Source organism: Microbacterium esteraromaticum, assembly GCF_017303215.1.
Taxonomy (GTDB): Bacteria; Actinomycetota; Actinomycetes; order Actinomycetales; family Microbacteriaceae; genus Microbacterium; species Microbacterium esteraromaticum_C.
This window is the reverse complement of the sequence record NZ_JAEMWU010000001.1, coordinates 2,157,593-2,176,182: the sequence shown is the minus strand read 5'-3', so window position 1 is coordinate 2,176,182 and position 18,590 is coordinate 2,157,593. Positions and strand designations below refer to the sequence as shown.

17 protein-coding genes and 1 tRNA gene are annotated in these 18,590 nt (G+C 67.6%); 10 read left to right on the top strand and 8 right to left on the bottom strand.

Annotation, left to right across the window (positions count from 1 at the left end):
* Positions 1 to 63 precede the first annotated feature (63 nt).
* Entirely contained in the window at positions 64 to 531 is a 468-nt protein-coding gene (locus tag JF543_RS10005) for an acyl-CoA thioesterase (protein WP_179410685.1), read from the top strand.
* 35 nt (positions 532 to 566) lie between these two features.
* Here JF543_RS10005 and JF543_RS10000 read toward each other — a convergent pair whose 3' ends face one another.
* A complete protein-coding gene (locus tag JF543_RS10000) occupies positions 567 to 1,439 on the bottom strand; it encodes an acyl-CoA thioesterase (RefSeq protein ID WP_179410686.1) in 873 nt (290 codons plus the stop codon).
* 18 nt (positions 1,440 to 1,457) lie between these two features.
* Between JF543_RS10000 and JF543_RS09995 the strand changes: the two genes are divergently transcribed.
* Complete coding sequence (locus JF543_RS09995; RefSeq protein ID WP_206823938.1) at positions 1,458 to 2,159, top strand: hypothetical protein; 702 nt, start codon at positions 1,458 to 1,460, stop codon at positions 2,157 to 2,159.
* On the opposite strand, the gene JF543_RS09990 is transcribed toward JF543_RS09995, so the two are convergent.
* The 4 genes from JF543_RS09990 to pepN form a co-directional block, all read right to left on the bottom strand.
* On the bottom strand, positions 2,156 to 3,817 hold the full coding sequence (locus JF543_RS09990) for an FAD-binding dehydrogenase (RefSeq protein ID WP_206823936.1): 1,662 nt from the start codon (positions 3,815 to 3,817) through the stop codon (positions 2,156 to 2,158). The two genes, JF543_RS09995 and JF543_RS09990, sit on opposite strands and share 4 nt — an antisense overlap.
* Positions 3,818 to 3,819: 2 nt before the next feature.
* Positions 3,820 to 4,266, bottom strand: coding sequence for a globin (locus JF543_RS09985; protein ID WP_179410689.1), 447 nt, complete (start codon positions 4,264 to 4,266; stop codon positions 3,820 to 3,822).
* Entirely contained in the window at positions 4,263 to 5,345 is a 1,083-nt protein-coding gene (locus JF543_RS09980) for a mechanosensitive ion channel family protein (protein WP_206549703.1), read from the bottom strand. Before JF543_RS09980 ends, JF543_RS09985 begins: the two co-directional genes overlap by 4 nt.
* A 73-nt stretch (positions 5,346 to 5,418) precedes the next feature.
* The gene (gene pepN, locus JF543_RS09975) at positions 5,419 to 7,971 is read right to left on the bottom strand and encodes an aminopeptidase N (RefSeq protein ID WP_206820430.1); all 2,553 of its coding nucleotides are present in this window, start codon (positions 7,969 to 7,971) and stop codon (positions 5,419 to 5,421) included.
* 156 nt (positions 7,972 to 8,127) lie between these two features.
* Here pepN and JF543_RS09970 point away from each other — a divergent pair, with 156 nt between their 5' ends.
* The 6 genes from JF543_RS09970 (at position 8,128) to JF543_RS09945 (ending at position 14,626) form a co-directional block, all read left to right on the top strand.
* Positions 8,128 to 9,321 carry a ferrochelatase gene (locus tag JF543_RS09970; protein ID WP_206823935.1) on the top strand — a complete coding sequence of 398 codons (1,194 nt, stop codon included), beginning with the start codon at positions 8,128 to 8,130 and terminating at the stop codon, positions 9,319 to 9,321.
* 36 nt (positions 9,322 to 9,357) lie between these two features.
* The gene (locus JF543_RS09965; protein WP_206549706.1) at positions 9,358 to 9,876 is read left to right on the top strand and encodes a ribose-5-phosphate isomerase; all 519 of its coding nucleotides are present in this window, start codon (positions 9,358 to 9,360) and stop codon (positions 9,874 to 9,876) included.
* A 1-nt stretch (position 9,877) separates the two neighbouring features.
* Positions 9,878 to 10,891 (top strand): Fpg/Nei family DNA glycosylase, encoded by a 1,014-nt coding sequence (locus tag JF543_RS09960; RefSeq protein ID WP_206823934.1) that lies wholly within the window; start codon positions 9,878 to 9,880, stop codon positions 10,889 to 10,891.
* 91 nt (positions 10,892 to 10,982) lie between these two features.
* Positions 10,983 to 12,461 (top strand): alanine/glycine:cation symporter family protein, encoded by a 1,479-nt coding sequence (locus JF543_RS09955; RefSeq protein ID WP_179410695.1) that lies wholly within the window; start codon positions 10,983 to 10,985, stop codon positions 12,459 to 12,461.
* Between the two features lie 39 nt (positions 12,462 to 12,500).
* On the top strand, positions 12,501 to 13,142 hold the full coding sequence (locus JF543_RS09950) for an FMN-binding negative transcriptional regulator (protein ID WP_206823933.1): 642 nt from the start codon (positions 12,501 to 12,503) through the stop codon (positions 13,140 to 13,142).
* Positions 13,139 to 14,626: an amidohydrolase gene (locus JF543_RS09945; RefSeq protein ID WP_347401134.1), complete on the top strand. Its 1,488-nt coding sequence runs from the start codon at positions 13,139 to 13,141 to the stop codon at positions 14,624 to 14,626. Before JF543_RS09950 ends, JF543_RS09945 begins: the two co-directional genes overlap by 4 nt.
* A 68-nt stretch (positions 14,627 to 14,694) precedes the next feature.
* Here JF543_RS09945 and JF543_RS09940 read toward each other — a convergent pair whose 3' ends face one another.
* Entirely contained in the window at positions 14,695 to 15,180 is a 486-nt protein-coding gene (locus JF543_RS09940) for a Dps family protein (protein WP_179410697.1), read from the bottom strand.
* Between the two features lie 140 nt (positions 15,181 to 15,320).
* On the opposite strand from JF543_RS09940, the gene JF543_RS09935 reads away from it, so the two are divergent.
* Together JF543_RS09935 and JF543_RS09930 are read left to right on the top strand one after the other, a co-directional pair.
* Complete coding sequence (locus JF543_RS09935) at positions 15,321 to 15,860, top strand: gamma carbonic anhydrase family protein (RefSeq protein ID WP_206549710.1); 540 nt, start codon at positions 15,321 to 15,323, stop codon at positions 15,858 to 15,860.
* Positions 15,861 to 15,889: 29 nt separating this feature from the next.
* Positions 15,890 to 15,963: transfer RNA gene (locus JF543_RS09930), tRNA-Ile, on the top strand.
* Between the two features lie 109 nt (positions 15,964 to 16,072).
* Here the strand turns inward: JF543_RS09930 and glpK are convergent.
* Both glpK and JF543_RS09920 read right to left on the bottom strand, forming a co-directional pair.
* Positions 16,073 to 17,587, bottom strand: a complete 1,515-nt coding sequence (glpK, locus tag JF543_RS09925) for a glycerol kinase GlpK (RefSeq protein ID WP_206823932.1) — start codon at positions 17,585 to 17,587, stop codon at positions 16,073 to 16,075.
* A 151-nt stretch (positions 17,588 to 17,738) separates the two neighbouring features.
* A complete protein-coding gene (locus JF543_RS09920; protein ID WP_242519434.1) occupies positions 17,739 to 18,497 on the bottom strand; it encodes an MIP/aquaporin family protein in 759 nt (252 codons plus the stop codon).
* Positions 18,498 to 18,590 lie beyond the last annotated feature (93 nt).

Genomic DNA, 18,590 nt, shown 5'->3' with positions numbered 1-18,590 from the left:
GCTCCCCGGAGCCTCGGGGGCGTGGGGCCCGCCGCCGACTGACGTTCTGAGAAAGCGAACCCCATGCGCCTGCACATTCCCATCCACCTGCGGTGGGGAGACCTCGACGCGTTCAACCACGTCAACAACACCTCCATGCTCAAGCTGCTCGAAGAGGCGCGCGTGCGCGCCTTCTGGCAGCCCGAGCCGGGGGAGCAGGCCCCCGACACCGCCGTACTCTCCACCGGGGTCGATCAGGGTGTGCTCACCCTGATCGCCCGGCAGGAGATCGAGTACCTCGCGCCGGTGCCGTACCAGCGGCGTCCGTTGGATGTCGAGATGTGGTTCGGCAAGCTCGGCGGTTCGAGCCTGCAGGTCTGCTATGACGTGTTCAGTCACGCCGAGAGCGACGAGCGCGTGTTGTACGCCCGGTCGACTGCGGTGATCGTGCTCGTGGATGCCGTCACCGGCCGTCCGGTGCGGCTGAGCCCTGAGATGCGCGCCGCGTGGGAGCCGTACGTCGGCGAGCCCATCGCATACCAGCACCGCTGACACCGCCTGCACGGGCATGTGCTGGCGGCGGTGACTCAGTCGCTCTGCGGCACCCGCACCATGATCTCTTGCGCGACCGTCGCCACCAGTACGCCGTCACGGCTGTAGATGCGTCCCTGAGCGAGTCCGCGTCCGCCGCGCGCGTTGGGGGATGACTGCACGTAGAGCAGCCAATCGTCGGCTCGGCCGGGGCGGTGCCACCACATTGCGTGGTCGAGGCTCGCGACCTTCAGCCCCTTCAGATTCCAGCTGACGCCGTGACGTCGCAGGATCGACTCCTGGATCGTCAAGTCGCTGAGGTACGCGAGTGCTGCCCGGTGCACACGTGGGTCATCGGGCAGCGGCGCGCGCATACGCACCCAGACCGCCTGCTGCGCCACGTGCGCCTGCGCCGCCTGCTGGTAGATGGGGCCCTCGACATGCCGGATGTCGACGGGGCGCACCCCGAGCAGTGCGCCGGCGTCGAGGATGGCATCGCTCGACTCGACGTCCTCGGGTGCCGGGATGCCGGTGGGCATGGGCTCGGCGTGCTCGATGCCGGGACCGGCGTCCTGGAATGAGGCGATCATCGAGAAGATCGGCAGACCGCCCTGGAACGCCTGCGCCCGCCGTGTCGAGAATGAGCGGCCGTCGTGAATGCGATCGACCGAGAACGTGATGCCTTGGGTGGCGTCGCCGGGGCGCAGGAAGTAGCCGTGCATCGAGTGGACCGCGCGCTCTTCGGGGAGCGTCCGTTCGGTCGCGATGAGTGATTGTGCCAGCACCTGACCGCCATACACGCGACCGGTCGGCATCGGCTGCGAGCTGCCGGTGAAGATGTCTTCCGTGGTGCGGGCACCGGACGAGGTCAGGTCGAGCACCGATAACAGCGCGTCGACGGATCTGCGGGCGGGCTCGTCGGCGGTCATCCGACTAGTTTAGAAGGAGTGACCAGACCTCTCGTTCTCTCCGATGCCGACACGGCACGTGATGTGCTGACCTTCGCCGGGCGCGCCGCCACGGCATCCGCGGAAGGAGTGCGCCTTCAGGCCGCCGACGGCATCCTCGTGGTGACGGCCGCCGCGCTGGCACCGCAGGGATTCCTCGATCAGACGCCGACGGTTCTGGCGATGCGCATCGTGCGTGCCGACCCCGAGCTGCGCTGCGACATCGTCGTCGACGAGCTCTCACCGGGAGCGTCGCCCGCCGAGGTCGCATTGCCCGAGACCGGCAGGGCGCCGGCTTGGGCGGGCGTCTCACCGCCGCGCGACGGCTGGGAGCTGATCGGAGAGCTGTCCGACCGCATCATCGGCGACCGCGCGCAGTGGGGCATTTCGGCCGTCGCTCGCGGCACCACACCGGGCGCCGGGGAGGACGCCGTGCGCGCGCTGCGTTCGCGGGTATGGGGAGAGCCCGATGAGGACCTCCTGGGCCTGCCGCGCGGTGTGGCCTTCGCCGCCCACGCGTTCGGGTTCATCGCCTCCGACCGCATGGGCACGGCCGTCACACGGGAGGGTGAGCAGGTGCGCGTCACGCGCTCGGGCCGCTGGACACGCCTGGCCTTCGCGCGCGGGCACATTCTCAGCCGAGGGCCGGCCGTGACGGGCCTGACCGCTGTCCGGGGGACCGGTACTGCGGTGGGAGCCTAACGCGAGGCCGCACGCCCCGCCTGCCGGCCCGAGAACAAGCATCCGCCCAGGAACGTTCCTTCCAGCGCGCGATAGCCGTGCACGCCGCCGCCACCGAAACCGGCGGCCTCGCCCGCCGCGTACAGGCCGGGGACCGGCACGCCATCGGCGCCGAGGGCGCGTCCCTCCAGGTCGGTCTCGATCCCGCCGAGCGATTTACGGGTCAGCACATGCAGGCGCACGGCGACCATCGGCCCGGCCGCGGGATCTTGCAGACGGTGCGGTGCCGCGGTGCGGATCAGCCGGTCGCCGCGATATCCGCGCATGGAGCGCAGCATGGCGATCTGGGCGTCTTTGGTGAAGTCGTTGTCGATCTCGCGGTCACGCGCCGTGACCTCGTCGCGCGCACGATCCACATCGAGGACGTCGCCACCGGGCGTTGATCGCATGCGAGCGAGCAACGCCTCGAGGTCGTCCTCGACGATGAAATCGGCGCCCTCGTCGAGGAACGCCCGCACCGGGCCGGTGGGCCCCTTCGCCAGCCGGGACTTCACCAGCAGCTTCAGATCCCGGCCGGTGAGGTCGGGGTTCTGCTCACTGCCCGAGAGCGCGAACTCCTTCTCGATCACCTTCAACGACGTGACGAACCAGGAGTGGTCGTGCCCGGTCGTGCGCAGGTGCGCGAGCGTGCCCAGCGTGTCGAAGCCCGGGTACAGCGGGACGGGCAGTCTGCGGCCGGTGGCATCGAGCCACAGCGAGGACGGACCGGGCAGGATGCGGATGCCATGGCCCGGCCACACCGGATCCCAGTTCTCGATCCCCTCGACGTAGTGCCACATCCGGTCACCATTGATCAGCCGTGCGCCTGCCGCGGACGATACCGCGTGCATCGAGCCGTCGACGTACGCCGGCACCCCGGTGAGCATGTGGGCGGGCGGCGTGCCCAGACGTGCGGGCCACGCGGCGCGCACCAGATCGTGATCGCCGCCGATACCACCGGATGCCACGATGGTTGCATCCGCTCGGATCATGAACTCGCCCACCGGCTCGCGCGACGATGCGACCCCGCGCGGGGTGTCGCTCGGCGCGAGCACTGACCCGCGTGCGCCGACGACCGCGCCGCCGTCGACGAGCAACTCGGTGACGCGGTGGCGGGGGAGAACCGTCACCCTTCCAGCAGCCTCGCCCGCTTCGACAGCCGCCGCGAAGGGCGCGACGATGCCGGGGCCGGTTCCCCACGTGATGTGGAACCGTGGCACGGAGTTGCCGGGACCGATCGCTCCGCTCCCGCCGCGTTCGGCCCAGCCGACCACGGGGAACAACCCCACTCCGCGCTCGCGCAACCAGCTGCGTTTCTCGCCCGCGGCGAACTGCAGATAGGCCTCTGCCCAGCGCCGCGGCCATGCGTCCTCGGGGCGGTCGAACCCGGCGTTGCCGAACCAGTCCTGCCGTGCCAGATCCAGGGAATCCTTGATGCCCATGCGACGCTGCTCGGGTGAGTCGACCAGGAACAGCCCACCGAACGACCACCAGGCCTGCCCACCCAGGTCGACGCGCGCCTCCTGATCGATGATCGTCACGCGTCTGCCCGCGGCGATCGCCTCGCTGGCCGCGGTGAGGCCTGCCAGCCCCCATCCGATCACGAGTACATCGGTGGCTGGGGAACTGGCTGCAGTCATCTTCAGGTCTCCGTCGACTCCGTGGGGATGCGGTGCTCAAGCGTGGTCCGGCCCGCCGGGCCGCGTCCGATGCCGGATGGCTCGAACGTGTTCACCATGGCATACGCCGCCCGCTCCAGGTAGTCCCACAGCGTCGCTTCGTGCAGAGGCGACAACTTCACCTCGTCCAGAGCGGTGCGCATATGTGCGAGCCATCGATCACGGGCATCCGGGTCGACGTGGAACGCCGCGTGCCGCATCCGCAACCGAGGATGCCCGCGTCGCTCGCCGTACGTCGTCGGCCCACCCCAGTACTGCTCCAGGAACATCGTGAGTCGTTCGGCGGCGGGGCCGAGGTCCTCTTCGGGGTACATCGGTTTGAGTACCGGATCGAGAGCGACCTCGCGGTAGAACACATCGACGATGCGTCGGAACGTGTCGTGGCCGCCGACTTCGTCGTAGAACGTCATTGCGTTTCGCCTTCCTGCGGAGTGGACTTCTTGCGACGCCAGATGCCGCGTTCGGCGACCGGCGGTACGCCGGTGATGGCGTTGGGGCGTGTCATCGGCGGGTTCGCTCCCCTTACGCGGCGGGCACTGTCGGGCCCCGTGACGGTGACCGCGGCCATGCTCGGTACAGCGACCTCCTGCGCCAGCAACGCGGTGCGCAACCGTCGGCGGAGTTCCTGCGAGACGTCGTCGCGGGCGTTTGCCCTGGTCTTCAGCACGACGCGCACCACCAGTGCGTCCCCGTCGATCGACTCCAGCCCCCAGACCTCGGGCGCCTCGATCACGCGGGTGCGCCACTTCGGGTCCTTCGCGAGCTCTTCGGCGGTGTGCAGCAGTGTCTGCTCGACCTGATCGAGATCGGCATCGGCGGCGACACCCAGGTCGACGATCGCGCGTGCCCAGCCCTGCGACATGTTGCCGATGCGGGTGACCTCGCCGTTGCGCACGTACCAGAGCGTGCCATTGACATCGCGCACCTGGGTGATGCGCACGCTGACATACTCGACGACGCCCGAGGCCAGGCCGAGATCGACGACGTCGCCGATGCCGATCTGATCCTCGGCGACGATGAACATGCCGTTGAGGACATCCTTGACGATGTTCTGGGCGCCGAAGCCGAGACCGGCACCGATAGCGGCCGTGATCAGCGTCAGCGAACCGAGGATGTCCTGATCGATGGCCCTGACGATCAGGATCAGGGCGACGATCACCAGAATCACGTTGACCATGTTCTGCAGGATCGTGCCGAGGGTGCGCGTGCGCTGCACCAGACGCATATCTGCCAGCGGTGAGCGTTCCAGCGCCACGGTGTCGGCGACGTCGGCTTTTGACTTGGCGTTGCTGACGATCCGATGAACGATGCGTCTGATCACCAGGCGCAGCACGAACGACAACGCGACGCAGATGGCGATGATGATCGCGATCTGCGCCAGCTTTCCGCCGATCGTGCTCAGCGCGGCAACGGACGACTCCCACAGATCGTTCCAGAAGCCCAGGTCGACGGGCGCCTCGGGGTCCGTCGTGAAGGGGAAGGGCAGCATGTCCCTGAGTCTAGTGAGGGGCTCTTTCCGCGCGCTGGACGCGGAAAGAGCCCCTCAGAGTCGATGTCAGCTGTCAGCTGTCGGCGTCGCGCTTCTGCGCGGCGAGAGCACGCTCGACGTCGGCGAGGTTCTCGTGCACCAGTCGACGCAGCGCGGGCGCGGCGTCCTGGTTGTCGGACAGCCACGCACGCGTGGCGTCACGCAGCTCGACGCTGGCGAGCGAGCGCGGGTACAGACCCACGACCAGGTAATCGGCGATCTGGTAGGTGCGGCCCTCCCAGATCGGCAGCAGCATGTCGAAGTACGGCTGGATGAAATCGCCGAGCACGTCGACACCCGAGGGGTGCACGAAGCCGAATGCCGTGGAGCGCACGATCGTGTTGGGCTGGTCGGCGTTGTCGATCAGCGACGCCCAGGCGGCCTTCTTGTCGGCCGTCGTCGGCAGGGTCGCGCGAGCCTGTGCGGCCAGTTCGGCGCCCTTGGACGTGTTGTCGGCGGCGAGGGCCGCATCGATCGTCGTGGCGTCGGTGGCGCCCGCCGCGGCCAGACCGATGAGCAGCTGCCATGAGAGGTCTGCGTCGACGTCGAGCCCCGGCAGGGTGTCCTCACCCGAGCGCAGGCGTCCGATGATGCCAGCGTGCTCGGCAGTGGTGGCGGAGTTCGCGAAGGCCATCACCAGCTGCAGCTGGCTGTCGCTGCCGGACTCTGCCTGCTGAGCAAGCGCCCACAGTCCGTCGGCCACCTTCTCACGGGCCGCCGAACGCGTGGCCGGGTCGACGTACGATCCAGCGGCGAGCTGCAACTGGGCGAGCGTGGTGCGCACCGTGGTCGATTCGCTCTCGCGGCCGATGTTGCCCAGGACGAGGTCGATGTAGTCGCGTGCCGCGGTCTCGGCGTCGCGGGTCTGATCCCAGGCGGCGCCCCACACGAGCGAGCGCGCGAGCGGGTCGCTGATGTCGGCGAGGTGCTCGATCGCCGTGGCCAGCGACTGCTCGTCGAGGCGGATCTTCGCGTAGGCGAGGTCCTTGTCGTTCAGCAGCACCATGGCCGGACGCTTGAGGCCCTGCAGCTCGGGGATCTCGGTGCGGTCGCCGTCGATGTCGACCTCGACGTAGTGGCTGCGCACGAGCGCGCCGCCGTCGAGGTCGTAGAAGCCGATGCCGAGGCGGTGCGGTCGGATCGTCGGGTAGTCGGCCGGTGCCGTCTGGGTGACGGCGAAGCGCGTGATCGTGCCCGAGGCGTCCTCGGCGATGACCGGGCTGAGCGTGTTCACGCCGGCGGTCTCGAGCCACTTCTCGGCCCAGCCGGTCAGCTCGCGGCCGCTGGTCTGCTCGAGTTCGACGAGCAGGTCGCTGAGCTCGGTGTTGCCCCAGGAGTGCTTCTGGAAGTACTGCGACACACCGGCGAAGAACGCCTCGATGCCCACCCAGGCGGTGAGCTGCTTGAGTACGGAGCCGCCCTTGGCATAGGTGATGCCGTCGAAGTTGACCTGCACGTCCTGCAGATCATTGATCTCGGCGACGATCGGGTGCGTGGAGGGCAGCTGGTCCTGACGGTAGGCCCAGGTCTTCTCCATGGCGTTGAAGGTGGTCCACGCCTCAGTCCACTCGGTGGCCTCGGCCGTGGCGATGGTCGACGCCCACTCGGCGAACGACTCGTTCAGCCAGAGGTCGTTCCACCACTTCATCGTGACCAGGTCACCGAACCACATGTGTGCCAGTTCGTGCAGGATCGTCACGACGCGACGCTCCTTGACGGCGTCGGTCACCTTGCTGCGGAAGACGTAGGTCTCGGTGAAGGTGACGGCGCCGGCGTTCTCCATCGCACCGGCGTTGAATTCCGGTACGAACAGCTGGTCGTACTTCTCGAACGGGTAGGCGACGCCGAACTTCTCCTCGAAGTAGGCGAAGCCCTGGCGGGTCTTGTCGAAGATGTAGTCGGCGTCGAGGTGCTCCCACAGGCTCTTGCGGCCGTACACGCCCAGCGGGATGACCTTGCCCGACGAGCTGGTCAGCTCGGAGAACGTGGACTCGTAAGGGCCCGCGACCAGCGCGGTGATATACGACGAGATGCGCGGCGTCGGCTCGAAGCCCCACGTCGCGGTCGCCGGGTCGTCATGCACGATCGGCTCGGGGGTGGGCGAGTTCGACACGACCTTCCACGCCGACGGCGCGGTGACGGTGAACTGGAACGTCGCCTTGAGGTCGGGCTGCTCGAACACAGCGAAGACGCGGCGTGAGTCGGGCACCTCGAACTGCGAGTACAGGTAGACCTCGCCGTCGACCGGGTCGACGAAGCGGTGCAGACCCTCACCGGTGTTGGTGTACAGGCAGTCGGCGTCGACGATCAGCACGTTCTCGGCCTGCAGGTCGCCGAGGGCGATGCGCGAGTCGGCGAAAGCCTGGCCGGGGTCGATCTGCTCGCCGTTGAGCGTGATCTCGCGCACGTCCTTCGCGATCAGGTCGATGAAGGTGTAGCTTCCGGGGGTCGCGGTGAAGCGCACGACGCTGCGGGAGCCGAACACCTCGGCGCCCTTCGTGAGGTCGAGCGAGACCTCGTAAGACTGCGTGTCGATGACGGAACGGCGCTCCTGCGCCTCGCTACGAGTGAGGTTTTCTCCAGGCACTGCTGTTATCTCCCATGGGTGGAGGGGTGTCGGCGTGCGTCGGCACTGCTGGCGCCGACGGCAACCATGACAGCCTACGCCAGCGGCGTGGTTGCGCCAGTAGGGACGCTCGCGCGCGCCGGTGTTCCGCGCTGTTTCATAGGAGCGGGTGCCATCATGGCGCCCGTGAACTCCCCAGAATCGGATGCCGTTTCCCATGCGTCCCCGGCTGCGGCCGCGGGCGCTCCGCACATCGAGACCCCTGTCGCCTACGACGCGATCCTGCTCGCGGGCTTCGGCGGGCCGGAGGGTCAAGAGGATGTCATTCCCTTCCTGCGCAATGTGACGCGGGGGAGAGGCATTCCCGATGAGCGGTTGGAAGAGGTCGCGCACCACTACCGCGCGTTTGGCGGCATCAGCCCGATCAATGCGCAGAACCGATCGCTGAAGGCAGCGTTGGAAGCCGAGCTCGCGGCCCGTGCCATCGACCTTCCGGTGTACTGGGGCAACCGCAACTGGGCGCCTTATCTGGAGGACGCTGTCGCCGAGGCCGCAGGCAACGGGCACACCTCACTGATCGCGTTCGCGACGAGTGCCTACAGCTCGTTCTCGAGTTGCCGGCAGTACCGCGAGGACTTCTCGCGTGTGCTCGATGGCACCGAGTACGACGGTGTGGTCACGATCGACAAGATCCGCCCGTTCTTCGATCACCCCGGGTTCGTGCAGGCGTTCGTCGAGGGAGTCGACGATGCCGTCCGCGCGCGTCTGGATGAAGGCATCGCGGCCGAGGCGATTCACGTGCTGTTCTCGACGCACAGCATCCCCACCGCGGATGCCCAGCGCTCGGGGCCGCGCGATGTGGACTGGGGCGACGGCGGCGCATACGCCGCGCAGCACGAGGCGGTCGCCGCCTGGGTGATGGAGCAGGTGGCTCGGCTCACACCGGCCGCGGCGGATGTGCCGTGGGAGCTCGTCTACCAGTCGCGTTCCGGCCCGCCGACCCAGCCGTGGCTCGAACCGGATGTGTGCGATGTGATCTCCGAGCTCCCGCAGCGCGGTCGCAGTGCGGTCGTGGTCGTGCCGGTCGGGTTCATGAGCGACCACATGGAGGTGCTGTGGGATCTCGACACCGAGGCGAAGGAGGCCGCTGACGAGGCGGGACTGCTGTTCGCCCGTACGCCGACGCCCGGCGTCTCGCCGGCGTTCGTTGCGGGAATCGTCGACCTGGTGCAGGAGCGCCTGGAAGGCCGGCCGGCTGGCGAGCGCGCCCATGTCACGGGTCTTGGACCCTGGTACGACGTGTGTCGCCCCGGATGCTGTGAGAACATTCGGGCGGGCTTCAAGCCGGCTGCCGCCGGGCTCGCCCCGTAGGCGGTGGGAGAGTCCGGCGTACGTAGGATGGACGGTATGCGCATCCATATCGCCACCGACCACGCCGGACTCGACTTCTCGACCCGCCTGCAGCAGCACCTGAGCGCCGCTGGGCACGATGTGATCGACCACGGCCCGGTGGAGTACGACGCGCTCGATGACTATCCCTCATTCTGCATTCGTGCGGCGCAGGCCGTCATCGCCGATCAGTCGGCGGGTGTCGAGGCGCTCGGCGTGGTGTTCGGCGGATCCGGCAACGGTGAGCAGATCGCGGCGAACAAGGTGCAGGGCATCCGCGCCGCCCTGGTGTGGAACGAATCGACGGCGGAGCTGGCACGCGAGCACAATGACGCCAATGTCATCTCGATCGGCGCGCGCCAGCACACGTTCGACGAGGTGACGTCGTTCATCGATCTGTTCATCGCGACCCCGTTCACGGGTGATGAGCGCCACGTGCGACGCATCGGCCAGATCGCCGACTTCGAGAAGGACGGGTCGCTGCTGCCCGATCCTCGTCGAGGAGAGGCCGGCGCCGCCGACGGGCCGCGCGCCTGACATGCCTGAGGGGCATTCCGTCCATCGCATCGCTCGGCAGTTCAGCCGCAACTTCGTGAACCTGCCGGTGGGTGCGTCCAGCCCCCAGGGGCGATTCGCCGAGGGCGCGAGTGTGCTCGACGGTCGCGAGATGCTGCAGGCGATGGCCGTCGGCAAGCAGATGTTTCTCGAGTTCGAGGATGCCGTGTGGTTGCGGGTGCACCTGGGACTGTACGGAGCGTGGGACTTCGCCGGTGAGATCGTTGCGGATGCCACCATTGCATCGGCGAACGGCCGCATGGGGCAGACCAACCAGCGCGGCACCGAACTCGACGCGGAGCCGGCCGAAGACGCGATCTTCGACGACGCCGGTGAGAACTCGTTGCGATCCATCGGGGCTCCGCGCAAGGCCCGTGTGCATGTTCGCATGTCGGAGCAGACGCGTGGGCTCGCCGACGACGGCGACGAGTGGCCGCCGCCCGTGGTGGGACAAGTGCGGTTGCGCTTGCTGACGAAGAGCACCTGCGCCGACCTGCGTGGGCCGACGGCGTGCGTACTGCAGACCCCGGATGAGATGCTGGCGACGGTGGCCAAGCTCGGTCCCGACCCGCTGGTCGGTGACCCGGCCGAGGGAGAAGAGCGTTTCGTGCGCGTGGTGCGACGCAAGCCCACACCGATCGCCCTAATGCTGATGGACCAGGCGGTGGTGAGCGGGATTGGCAACGTGTACCGCGCCGAGATGCTCTTCCGCGCGCGCCTGGACCCGCACACACCCGGGCGCGAGGTGCCCGAGGAGGTCGTGCGCGAACTGTGGCGCGATTGGGTGAGGCTGCTGGCGATCGGCGTCGAGACCGGCCAGATGATGACCATGGATGGTCTGACGGGCGATGACTACCGCGCCGCGATGGCGAGTCGTGACGACCGTCACTGGGTTTATCATCGGGCGGGCCTGCCCTGTCGGGTCTGCGGTACCGAGATCGCGCTGGAAGAGATCGGAGCGCGCAAGCTCTACTGGTGTCCGTCCTGTCAGCGGTGACGGGAACCTGATCGTCGTCTGTGAGTAGGCCTGGGCGTCGGCTGTGAATAGGATGGCGTCATCCACTCGCAACGACGCGTCAGGAGAATACATGGACCTGTCAGAAATCGAGGGTTTCCTCGGATGGCTCAGCGGTGTCATCTGGGGACCCTGGGTGCTCATCCCGCTGCTGCTCGGCACCGGGCTCTACCTCACCATCCGCCTGGGTGGCATCCAATTCCTGCGACTCGGCGCAGCACTGCGGCTGGGGCTCTTCACACGCCGCGACCCCGGAGCCGACGGCGACATCTCGCAGTTCCAGGCGCTGACGACCGCGCTGGCAGCGACGGTCGGCACCGGCAACATTGTCGGCGTGGCGACCGCGATCGGAATCGGTGGCCCCGGTGCGCTGTTCTGGATGTGGATCACTGGGCTCGTCGGTATGGCGTCGAAGTACTCCGAGTCGTTCTTGGGCGTGCGGTTCCGCACCACCGACTCCGCCGGCGAGAAGAACGGCGGTCCGCAGTACTACCTTGAGCGCGGCATCCCGAACGGCTTCGGCAAGTTCCTCGCGATCTTCTTCGCCGTCGCCGCCGTGATCGCCAGTTTCGGTATCGGCAACATGACGCAGGGCAACTCGATCTCGGCGAACCTCGAGAACAGCTTCAGCGTTCCCACCTGGGTGACCGGTCTGGCGTTGACGATCTTCGCGCTGCTGGTGCTGGTCGGCGGCATCAAGTCGATCGGTCGCGTGACCGCCGGACTCGTGCCCGTGATGATCATCTTCTATGTACTCGGCGCCCTGTACATCCTGATCGCCAACATCAGCGGTGTGCCCGCGGCGTTCGCGCAGATCTTCACCGATGCCTTCACCGGTACCAGCGCCGTCGGCGGCTTCGCCGGTTCGGCGATCATCATCGCGGTGCAGTTCGGTGTCGCGCGCGGTATCTTCTCGAACGAGTCGGGCATGGGGTCGGCGGCCATCGCGGCTGCAGCGGCGAAGACCAGCCACCCGGTGCGTCAGGGCCTCGTGTCGATGACGCAGACCTTCATCGACACGATCATCGTCGTCACCTTCACCGGCCTGGTCATCATCACCACCGGCGTGTGGAACATGACCGATCCTGAGACCGGTGAGCAGATGAGCCCCGCTCTGATGACGGGTGAGGCGTTCTCGCACGGTCTGCCGGGCGAGTGGGGGCACTACATCGTGACGGTCGGTCTCGTGCTGTTCGCGAGCTCGACGATCCTCGGATGGTCGTACTACGGCGAGCGCAGTATCGAGCGTCTGCTCGGGCGTCGCGCGGTGATCCCGTTCCGCATCATCTTCTCGCTCGTTGTGTTCATCGGCTGCACCGTGCAGCTCGGTGTCGTGTGGGCGTTCTCGGACGTGATGAACGGCCTGATGGCGCTGCCGAACCTCATCGGCTTGCTGGTGCTGTCGGGGCTGGTGGCACGCGAGACGAAGAAGTATCTCGACAACGACCCGAAGCTGACGGCCACGCCCGAGCAGGTTGCGGCGTTCATGCAGGGCGATCCTTCGTACGAGAACTGGAAGACGCAGGCGATCCGGGTCGTCGGCGGCAAGTAGTCGGATCCCGATCGGTCGGGTCGGTCATAGGCTGGGACGGTGCGCCAGAATCCCAGTTTCGCTATGACCGACCCGACCGAGATCCGTCGGGTGATCCAGCGCCACCCGTGGGCGACGATCGTCAGTGACGGCGATGACGGGCTCGTCGCCTCGCATTACGCGATCCTTCTCGATGAGGATCGCGACGACCTGACGATCGTCGGTCATGTCGGGCGCCCGGACGACCTGATTCATGGGCTGGGTTCCCGCGAGCTGCTGGTGATGTTCCAGGGCCCGCACGGCTACATCTCGCCGGGCTGGTACGGCGATGTTGCGGGTGTCCCCACGTGGAACTTCGTCTCGGTGCATCTGAGTGGGGTCCCCGAGATCCTCTCGGACGAAGAGAACCTGCGGGTGCTGGAGCGCATGACCGCCCTGTTCGAGAGCCGCCTGGCCGATCCGCGCGGTATGTGGACGCCGCCCAACGACGAAGCGTACGTGCAGCGGCTGGCCGCAGGGACGGTGGGTTTCCGGCTCACACCCACGAAGGTTGTCGCCAAGCGAAAGCTCAGTCAGAACCGTCCGCCTGAGACGGTCGAGCGGGTGCTGGAGCAATTGGAGGGCGACGGGCCCTACGCAGACGCCGCGTTGGCCGCCGAGATGCGTCGGGCGCACATCGCGCGCGTGGAGCACCGTTCGTGACGGCGCGCGGAGACCGGGTCGACGTCGTGCGTGCCGTGCGGCTGACCGGCCCCGCGGCGGTCGCGTTCGGCGACGAGCCCGTCGACCTGATGATCGAGCGCGGGCGCATCGCCGATATCGCCCCGACCGGTGACCTGGCGGCCCATGGCGTCGTGCTGGACGGCCACGGGAGCCGGGTGCTGCCCGGTCTGTGGGACCACCATGTGCACACGGTGCAGTGGGCGCTCGATGCGGAACGGGTGCAGCTCGGCGAGGTGCGAAGCGCGGCGGAGGCCGCCCGTCTGATGGGCGCGGCCGCGCCGCTGTCGGATGGTCGGGTCGTCGGAGCCGGCATGCGTGATGCGCTGTGGCTCGATGCGCCCTCGTTGGCGGTGATCGACGCGGCATGCGGCGACCGGCCGACCTACCTCATCAACATGGACGTGCACAGCGTCTGGCTCAACTCCGCCGCATTCCGCCGGGAGGGCTTCGCCCCGACACCCGACGGGATGCTGCGTGAAGAGGACGCGTTCGAGATCTCGCGCCGATTGAACACGGCAGATGACGCGGTGGCGGATGCCGCCGTGCGCCGCGCCGGAGAGCGCGCCGCGAGCCGCGGAGTCACCGGCATCGTCGACTTCGACATGGCGTGGAACGCCGACGCGTGGCAGCGGCGGGCGGATGCCGGATTCGATGCACACCGGGTGGAGTTCGCCTTCTACGCGGCCAACCTGCAGCGCGCGATCGACGCCGGGCTGCGCACGGGGAACATCCTCGGCGGTACCGATGATCTGGTGCACGTCGGGCCGCTCAAGCTCATCACGGACGGGTCGCTCGGCACCCGCACCGCGGCCTGCTCACATGCGTACGGTGACGACCCGCAGAACTTCGGGGAGTTCACGATCGACCCCGAGCAACTGCGCGACTATCTGACGACGGCGACCGGCGCCGGAATCGAGGTGGCCGTGCACGCCATCGGCGACCGTGCGGTGGCATCCGCCCTCGACGCGTTCACCTACACGCAGGCGCGCGGCACGATCGAGCATGCGCAGCTCGTGCGTCACGCCGATCTGGCGCGCTTCGCGCGACTGGGCGTCGTGGCGAGCGTGCAGCCGACGCACGCGGTCGATGACCGCGACCTCGTCGGCTCGCTGTGGCAGCACCAGAGCGCGATCAGCCATCCGGTCGCCTCGCTGTTGAGTGCGGATGTCGCGGTGCGATTCGGGTCGGATGCCCCCGTGGCACCGCTGGACCCGTGGGTCACGATCGCCGCCGCCGTGCACCGCACGGGGGACGAGCGCGCTCCGTGGCATCCCGAGGAACAGGTACCGATCGGGACGGCGTTGCGCGCCAGTAGTCGCCATGGCATCACGGACCTCGAGATCGGCGGTACCGCGGATCTCGTCGTCTGCTCCGAGGACCCGCTCACGGCCGACCGGGAGAGCCTGCGTCGGATGCCCGTCGCAGCCACGCTGCTGGGCGGACGCCTGACGCACCTGGGCTGAGGGGCGGCCCCAGAGACGCGAACGCCCGCCTCGTGGAACCACGAGGCGGGCGTCGGCGTCTGAGTGTGTCAGGCGGCGATGTGCGAGATGAGGAACCAGCGGTCCTTCTCCAGACCGCGCTGGATCTCGATCGCGACGTCCTGGCTGGTCAGATCGACCTCGTCGAGGCCCTCGACAGCGGCCTTGATCTCGACCAGGGCGGCATCGATGTCGGCGATCACCGCGCGGACGAGGTCGTCCGAGCCAGCGAATCCGGCCGAGACCTGCGTCGGCGCTGCCTTGGCGGCGACCGTCGCGACGCGGGCGTCGATGGGCAGGCCGAGGGCGACGATGCGCTCCGCGGCCGTGTCGGCGAAGTCCATCGCGTGCGCGACGAGCGTGTCGAGGAACTCGTGCACGCCGACGAAGTTCGCACCGCGCACGTGCCAGTGCGCCTGCTTGCCGTTGACCACGAGAGCCTGCATGCTGTGCACGATCGGCGACAGGAACTGGGCGGCTGCCGCTGCGACGGTGGGGTCGACGGCGGTGGCGGGGATGGTCTTCGAATCGGTCATCGTGTTCCTCCTGCGTGGGTTTCCGGTGTCCACTGAAGACAACGCTACTCACCCTGAACCATTCCGCAAGCAAGCCTAGGCAAGGCTTACACGCCTGTTCAGCCGCGGAATTCCGCGGTTCTGAGGGTAGTCTCACCTACATGACCATCTCAGCCGCAGCCTCCGTCATCGCTCTCGCCGACCGCACACCCGCTCTCGCTGACGATGCCTTCGTCGCTGACGGTGCGCGTATCGTCGGCGCGGTCACCCTGGGGCCGCGCGCCAGCGTCTGGTACAACGCCGTCCTGCGCGCCGACTCGGCACCGATCACGGTCGGCGCCGACAGCAATGTGCAAGACAACGTCTCTGTGCACGTCGACTCCGGGCATCCGGCCGTCATCGGCGACAACGTCTCCATCGGCCACAACGCCGTCGTGCACGGTTGCACGATCGGCGACGGATCACTGATCGGCATGGGAGCCGTCGTGCTCAGTGGCGCCGTGATCGGCAAAGGGTGCCTGATCGCCGGAGGAGCGGTCGTGCTCGGCGGCACGGAAGTGCCAGACGGTTCCCTGGTCGCCGGCGTGCCCGCAAAGGTGCGTCGTGCCCTGACTGACGACGAGCGCGCCGGGCTGATCCGCAACGCCGAGATCTATCTCACGCACACCACGACTCACGCCACCGCCGTCGCACCGCACTGACCGTCGGCACCGCTAGGCTGGAAGATCTCGGGGCGGTGGCCAAGCTGGTGAAGGCAGTGGGCTCATAACCCAACGATCGCGGGTTCAAGTCCCGCCCGCCCTACATAACTCGTCTCGCCCGGGTGCCTTCTGCCCGCGCAGAGACCTTCCGCACAGAAGAACGGAGCCCCGCGGCATGGTGTCCGCGGGGCTCCGTTCCTCTGCGGTCGGGATTACTTGCTGTCTTCGTCGACCCAGTCCATCGACTTCGTGACGGCCTTGCGCCAGTTGCGCAGTTGGCGGTCGCGTTCGTCGGTGTCCATGGCGGGCTCCCATCGACGGTCTTCCTGCCAGTTGGCGGAGAGGTCGTCGAGGCCCTCCCAGAAGCCGACCGCGAGTCCAGCCGCGTAGGCCGCGCCGAGTGCGGTGGTCTCCGCGACGACCGGGCGAACCACCGGAACGCCGAGCACGTCTGCCTGGAACTGCATGAGGGCGTTGTTGGCGACCATTCCGCCGTCGACCTTCAGCTCGGTGAGGTCAACGCCGGCGTCGGCGTTGACCGCGTCGAGGACATCCCGGGTCTGGAAGGCGACCGCTTCGAGGGCCGCACGGGCGATGTGATTCTTGTTGACGTAGCGCGTCAGTCCGACGATGGCGCCGCGCGCATCGGGGCGCCAGTAGGGGGCGAACAGGCCCGAGAACGCCGGAACGATGTACACACCACCGTTGTCGGGAACGCTGGCGGCCAGCTCTTCCACCTGAGGTGCTTCGTCGATGATGCCGAGCTGGTCGCGGAGCCACTGGATCAGAGATCCGGTGACAGCGATCGACCCTTCGAGCGCGTAGTGCGCCGGGGCGTCGCCGAGCTTGTAACCGACCGTGGTGAGGAGTCCGTTCTTGGAGTGAACGATCTCTTCTCCGGTGTTGAAGATCAGGAAGCAACCGGTGCCGTAGGTGTTCTTGGACTCACCGGCCTGGAAGGCGGCCTGTCCGAAGGTGGCTGCCTGCTGATCGCCGAGGATGCCCGAGATCGGCGTCTCACGCAGCAGGGACGAGTCTTCGGCGTAGCCATAGACCTCGGACGACGACTTGATCTCGGGCAGCATCGAGCGCGGAACCCCGAACACCTCGAGGATGTCGTCGCGCCACTGCAGCGTCTCGAGGTCCATGAAGAGCGTGCGCGAGGCGTTGGTCACATCGGTCGCGTGAACGCCGCCGTCGACGCCACCGGTGAGGTTCCACAGCACCCAGCAGTCCGTGGTACCGAAGAGAAGGTCTCCGGCCTCGGCAGCCTCGCGGGCTCCTTCGACGTTCTCGAGGATCCAGGCGATCTTCGTGCCCGAGAAGTACGTCGCCAACGGAAGTCCGACGACGTCCTTGAACCGGTCGGTTCCACCGTCAGCGGCAAGGCGGTCGACGATGTCCTGGGTGCGGGTGTCCTGCCAGACGATGGCGTTGTAGACCGGTACGCCGGTCTTCTTGTTCCACACCACTGCGGTCTCACGCTGGTTGGTGATGCCGACCGTGGCGATGTCGTGACGCGTGAGATCAGCCCGTGCGAGGGCGACCCCGATCACCTCCTGGACGTTGTGCCAGATCTCTGCCGCGTCGTGCTCGACCCAGCCCGCCTGGGGCATGATCTGCTCGTGTTCCTTCTGGCCGACCGAGATGATCGAGCCGGCGCGATCGAAGATGATCGCACGACTGGACGTTGTGCCCTGGTCGATGGCGATGACGTACTTGGACATGGAGTTCCTTTCGATGTGGCGGCGCCTCTCTGCGTCGCCGTGTGGAGAGTTGGATCGGACTCGGCACGTGTCGGCCGAGCAACTGTCTCTGCCCCACGCGGGGGCGTGAGGTTGGCTGGAGCACGAGGTCGTCCTCCAGCCAACCTGAGGATTACAGGGAGAGTAGCGCGGGAGCGGCGAACGCGGCGATTGCACCACCGACGAGCGGCCCGACCACGGGGACCCATGCGTAGCCCCAGTCGCTTCCGCCCTTGCCCTTGATCGGCAGGATCGCGTGGGCGATACGCGGACCGAGGTCGCGAGCGGGGTTGATGGCGTAGCCGGTCGGTCCACCGAGCGAAGCACCGATACCGACGACGAGAAGCGCCACGGGCAGAGCGGTCAGCGGGCCGAGGCCGCCGGGCACGCCGACGTTGACGTCGCCGTAGTCCGCGAACGCGAGGATGACGAACACCAGCACGAACGTCGCGATCACCTCGGTGAGGAAGTTGGCGCCGTAAGAGCGGATCGCCGGTCCGGTCGAGAAGACTCCGAGCTTGTTCGCCGCCTCCGGTTCCTCGTCGAAGTGCTGCCTGTAAGCCGCCCAGCACAGGATCGCGCCGATGATCGCGCCGACCATCTCAGCGGCGAAGGCGACGAAGAACATCGTCGTGTCGATCGTGCCGGCGATGAGCAGACCGATCCCGACGGCGGGGTTGAGGATTGCGCCGGAGTACGCCGAAACGAGAACACCCGCGAACACGGCGAGGCCCCAGCCCCAGTTCACCATCAAGAAGCCGCCGGCGTTGCCCTTCGTCTTGGCGAGGGCGACGTTCGCCACAACACCACAACCGAGCAGCACGAGCATGCCCGTGCCCACCATTTCGGATAGGAAGTACAGTCCGAGATTGACGTCCATAGCTGTCGTCATTGACCTTTCGAGTTTGACCTCCCCGATGCCGTCAGGGCACGTCGAAGAGGCAGAAAAATGAGTAGTGCAGGAGCCCGCACGACGAGGCTCCGG

Excerpts from the sequence above, each read along its gene's own strand:
- JF543_RS10005 (WP_179410685.1), top strand. The coding sequence starts at position 64 with ATGCGCCTGCACATTCCCATCCACCTGCGGTGGGGAGACCTCGACGCG.
- glpK (WP_206823932.1), bottom strand. The coding sequence starts at position 17,587 with ATGTCCAAGTACGTCATCGCCATCGACCAGGGCACAACGTCCAGTCGT.
- JF543_RS09940 (WP_179410697.1), bottom strand. The coding sequence starts at position 15,180 with ATGACCGATTCGAAGACCATCCCCGCCACCGCCGTCGACCCCACCGTC.
- JF543_RS09985 (WP_179410689.1), bottom strand. The coding sequence starts at position 4,266 with ATGACGTTCTACGACGAAGTCGGCGGCCACGACACGTTCCGACGCATC.
- JF543_RS10000 (WP_179410686.1), bottom strand. The coding sequence starts at position 1,439 with ATGACCGCCGACGAGCCCGCCCGCAGATCCGTCGACGCGCTGTTATCG.
- JF543_RS09965 (WP_206549706.1), top strand. The coding sequence starts at position 9,358 with ATGCGCATCCATATCGCCACCGACCACGCCGGACTCGACTTCTCGACC.
- JF543_RS09935 (WP_206549710.1), top strand. The coding sequence starts at position 15,321 with ATGACCATCTCAGCCGCAGCCTCCGTCATCGCTCTCGCCGACCGCACA.
- JF543_RS09960 (WP_206823934.1), top strand. The coding sequence starts at position 9,878 with ATGCCTGAGGGGCATTCCGTCCATCGCATCGCTCGGCAGTTCAGCCGC.
- JF543_RS09990 (WP_206823936.1), bottom strand. The coding sequence starts at position 3,817 with ATGACTGCAGCCAGTTCCCCAGCCACCGATGTACTCGTGATCGGATGG.
- JF543_RS09955 (WP_179410695.1), top strand. The coding sequence starts at position 10,983 with ATGGACCTGTCAGAAATCGAGGGTTTCCTCGGATGGCTCAGCGGTGTC.
- JF543_RS09970 (WP_206823935.1), top strand. The coding sequence starts at position 8,128 with ATGGCGCCCGTGAACTCCCCAGAATCGGATGCCGTTTCCCATGCGTCC.
- JF543_RS09980 (WP_206549703.1), bottom strand. The coding sequence starts at position 5,345 with ATGCTGCCCTTCCCCTTCACGACGGACCCCGAGGCGCCCGTCGACCTG.
- JF543_RS09920 (WP_242519434.1), bottom strand. The coding sequence starts at position 18,497 with ATGACGACAGCTATGGACGTCAATCTCGGACTGTACTTCCTATCCGAA.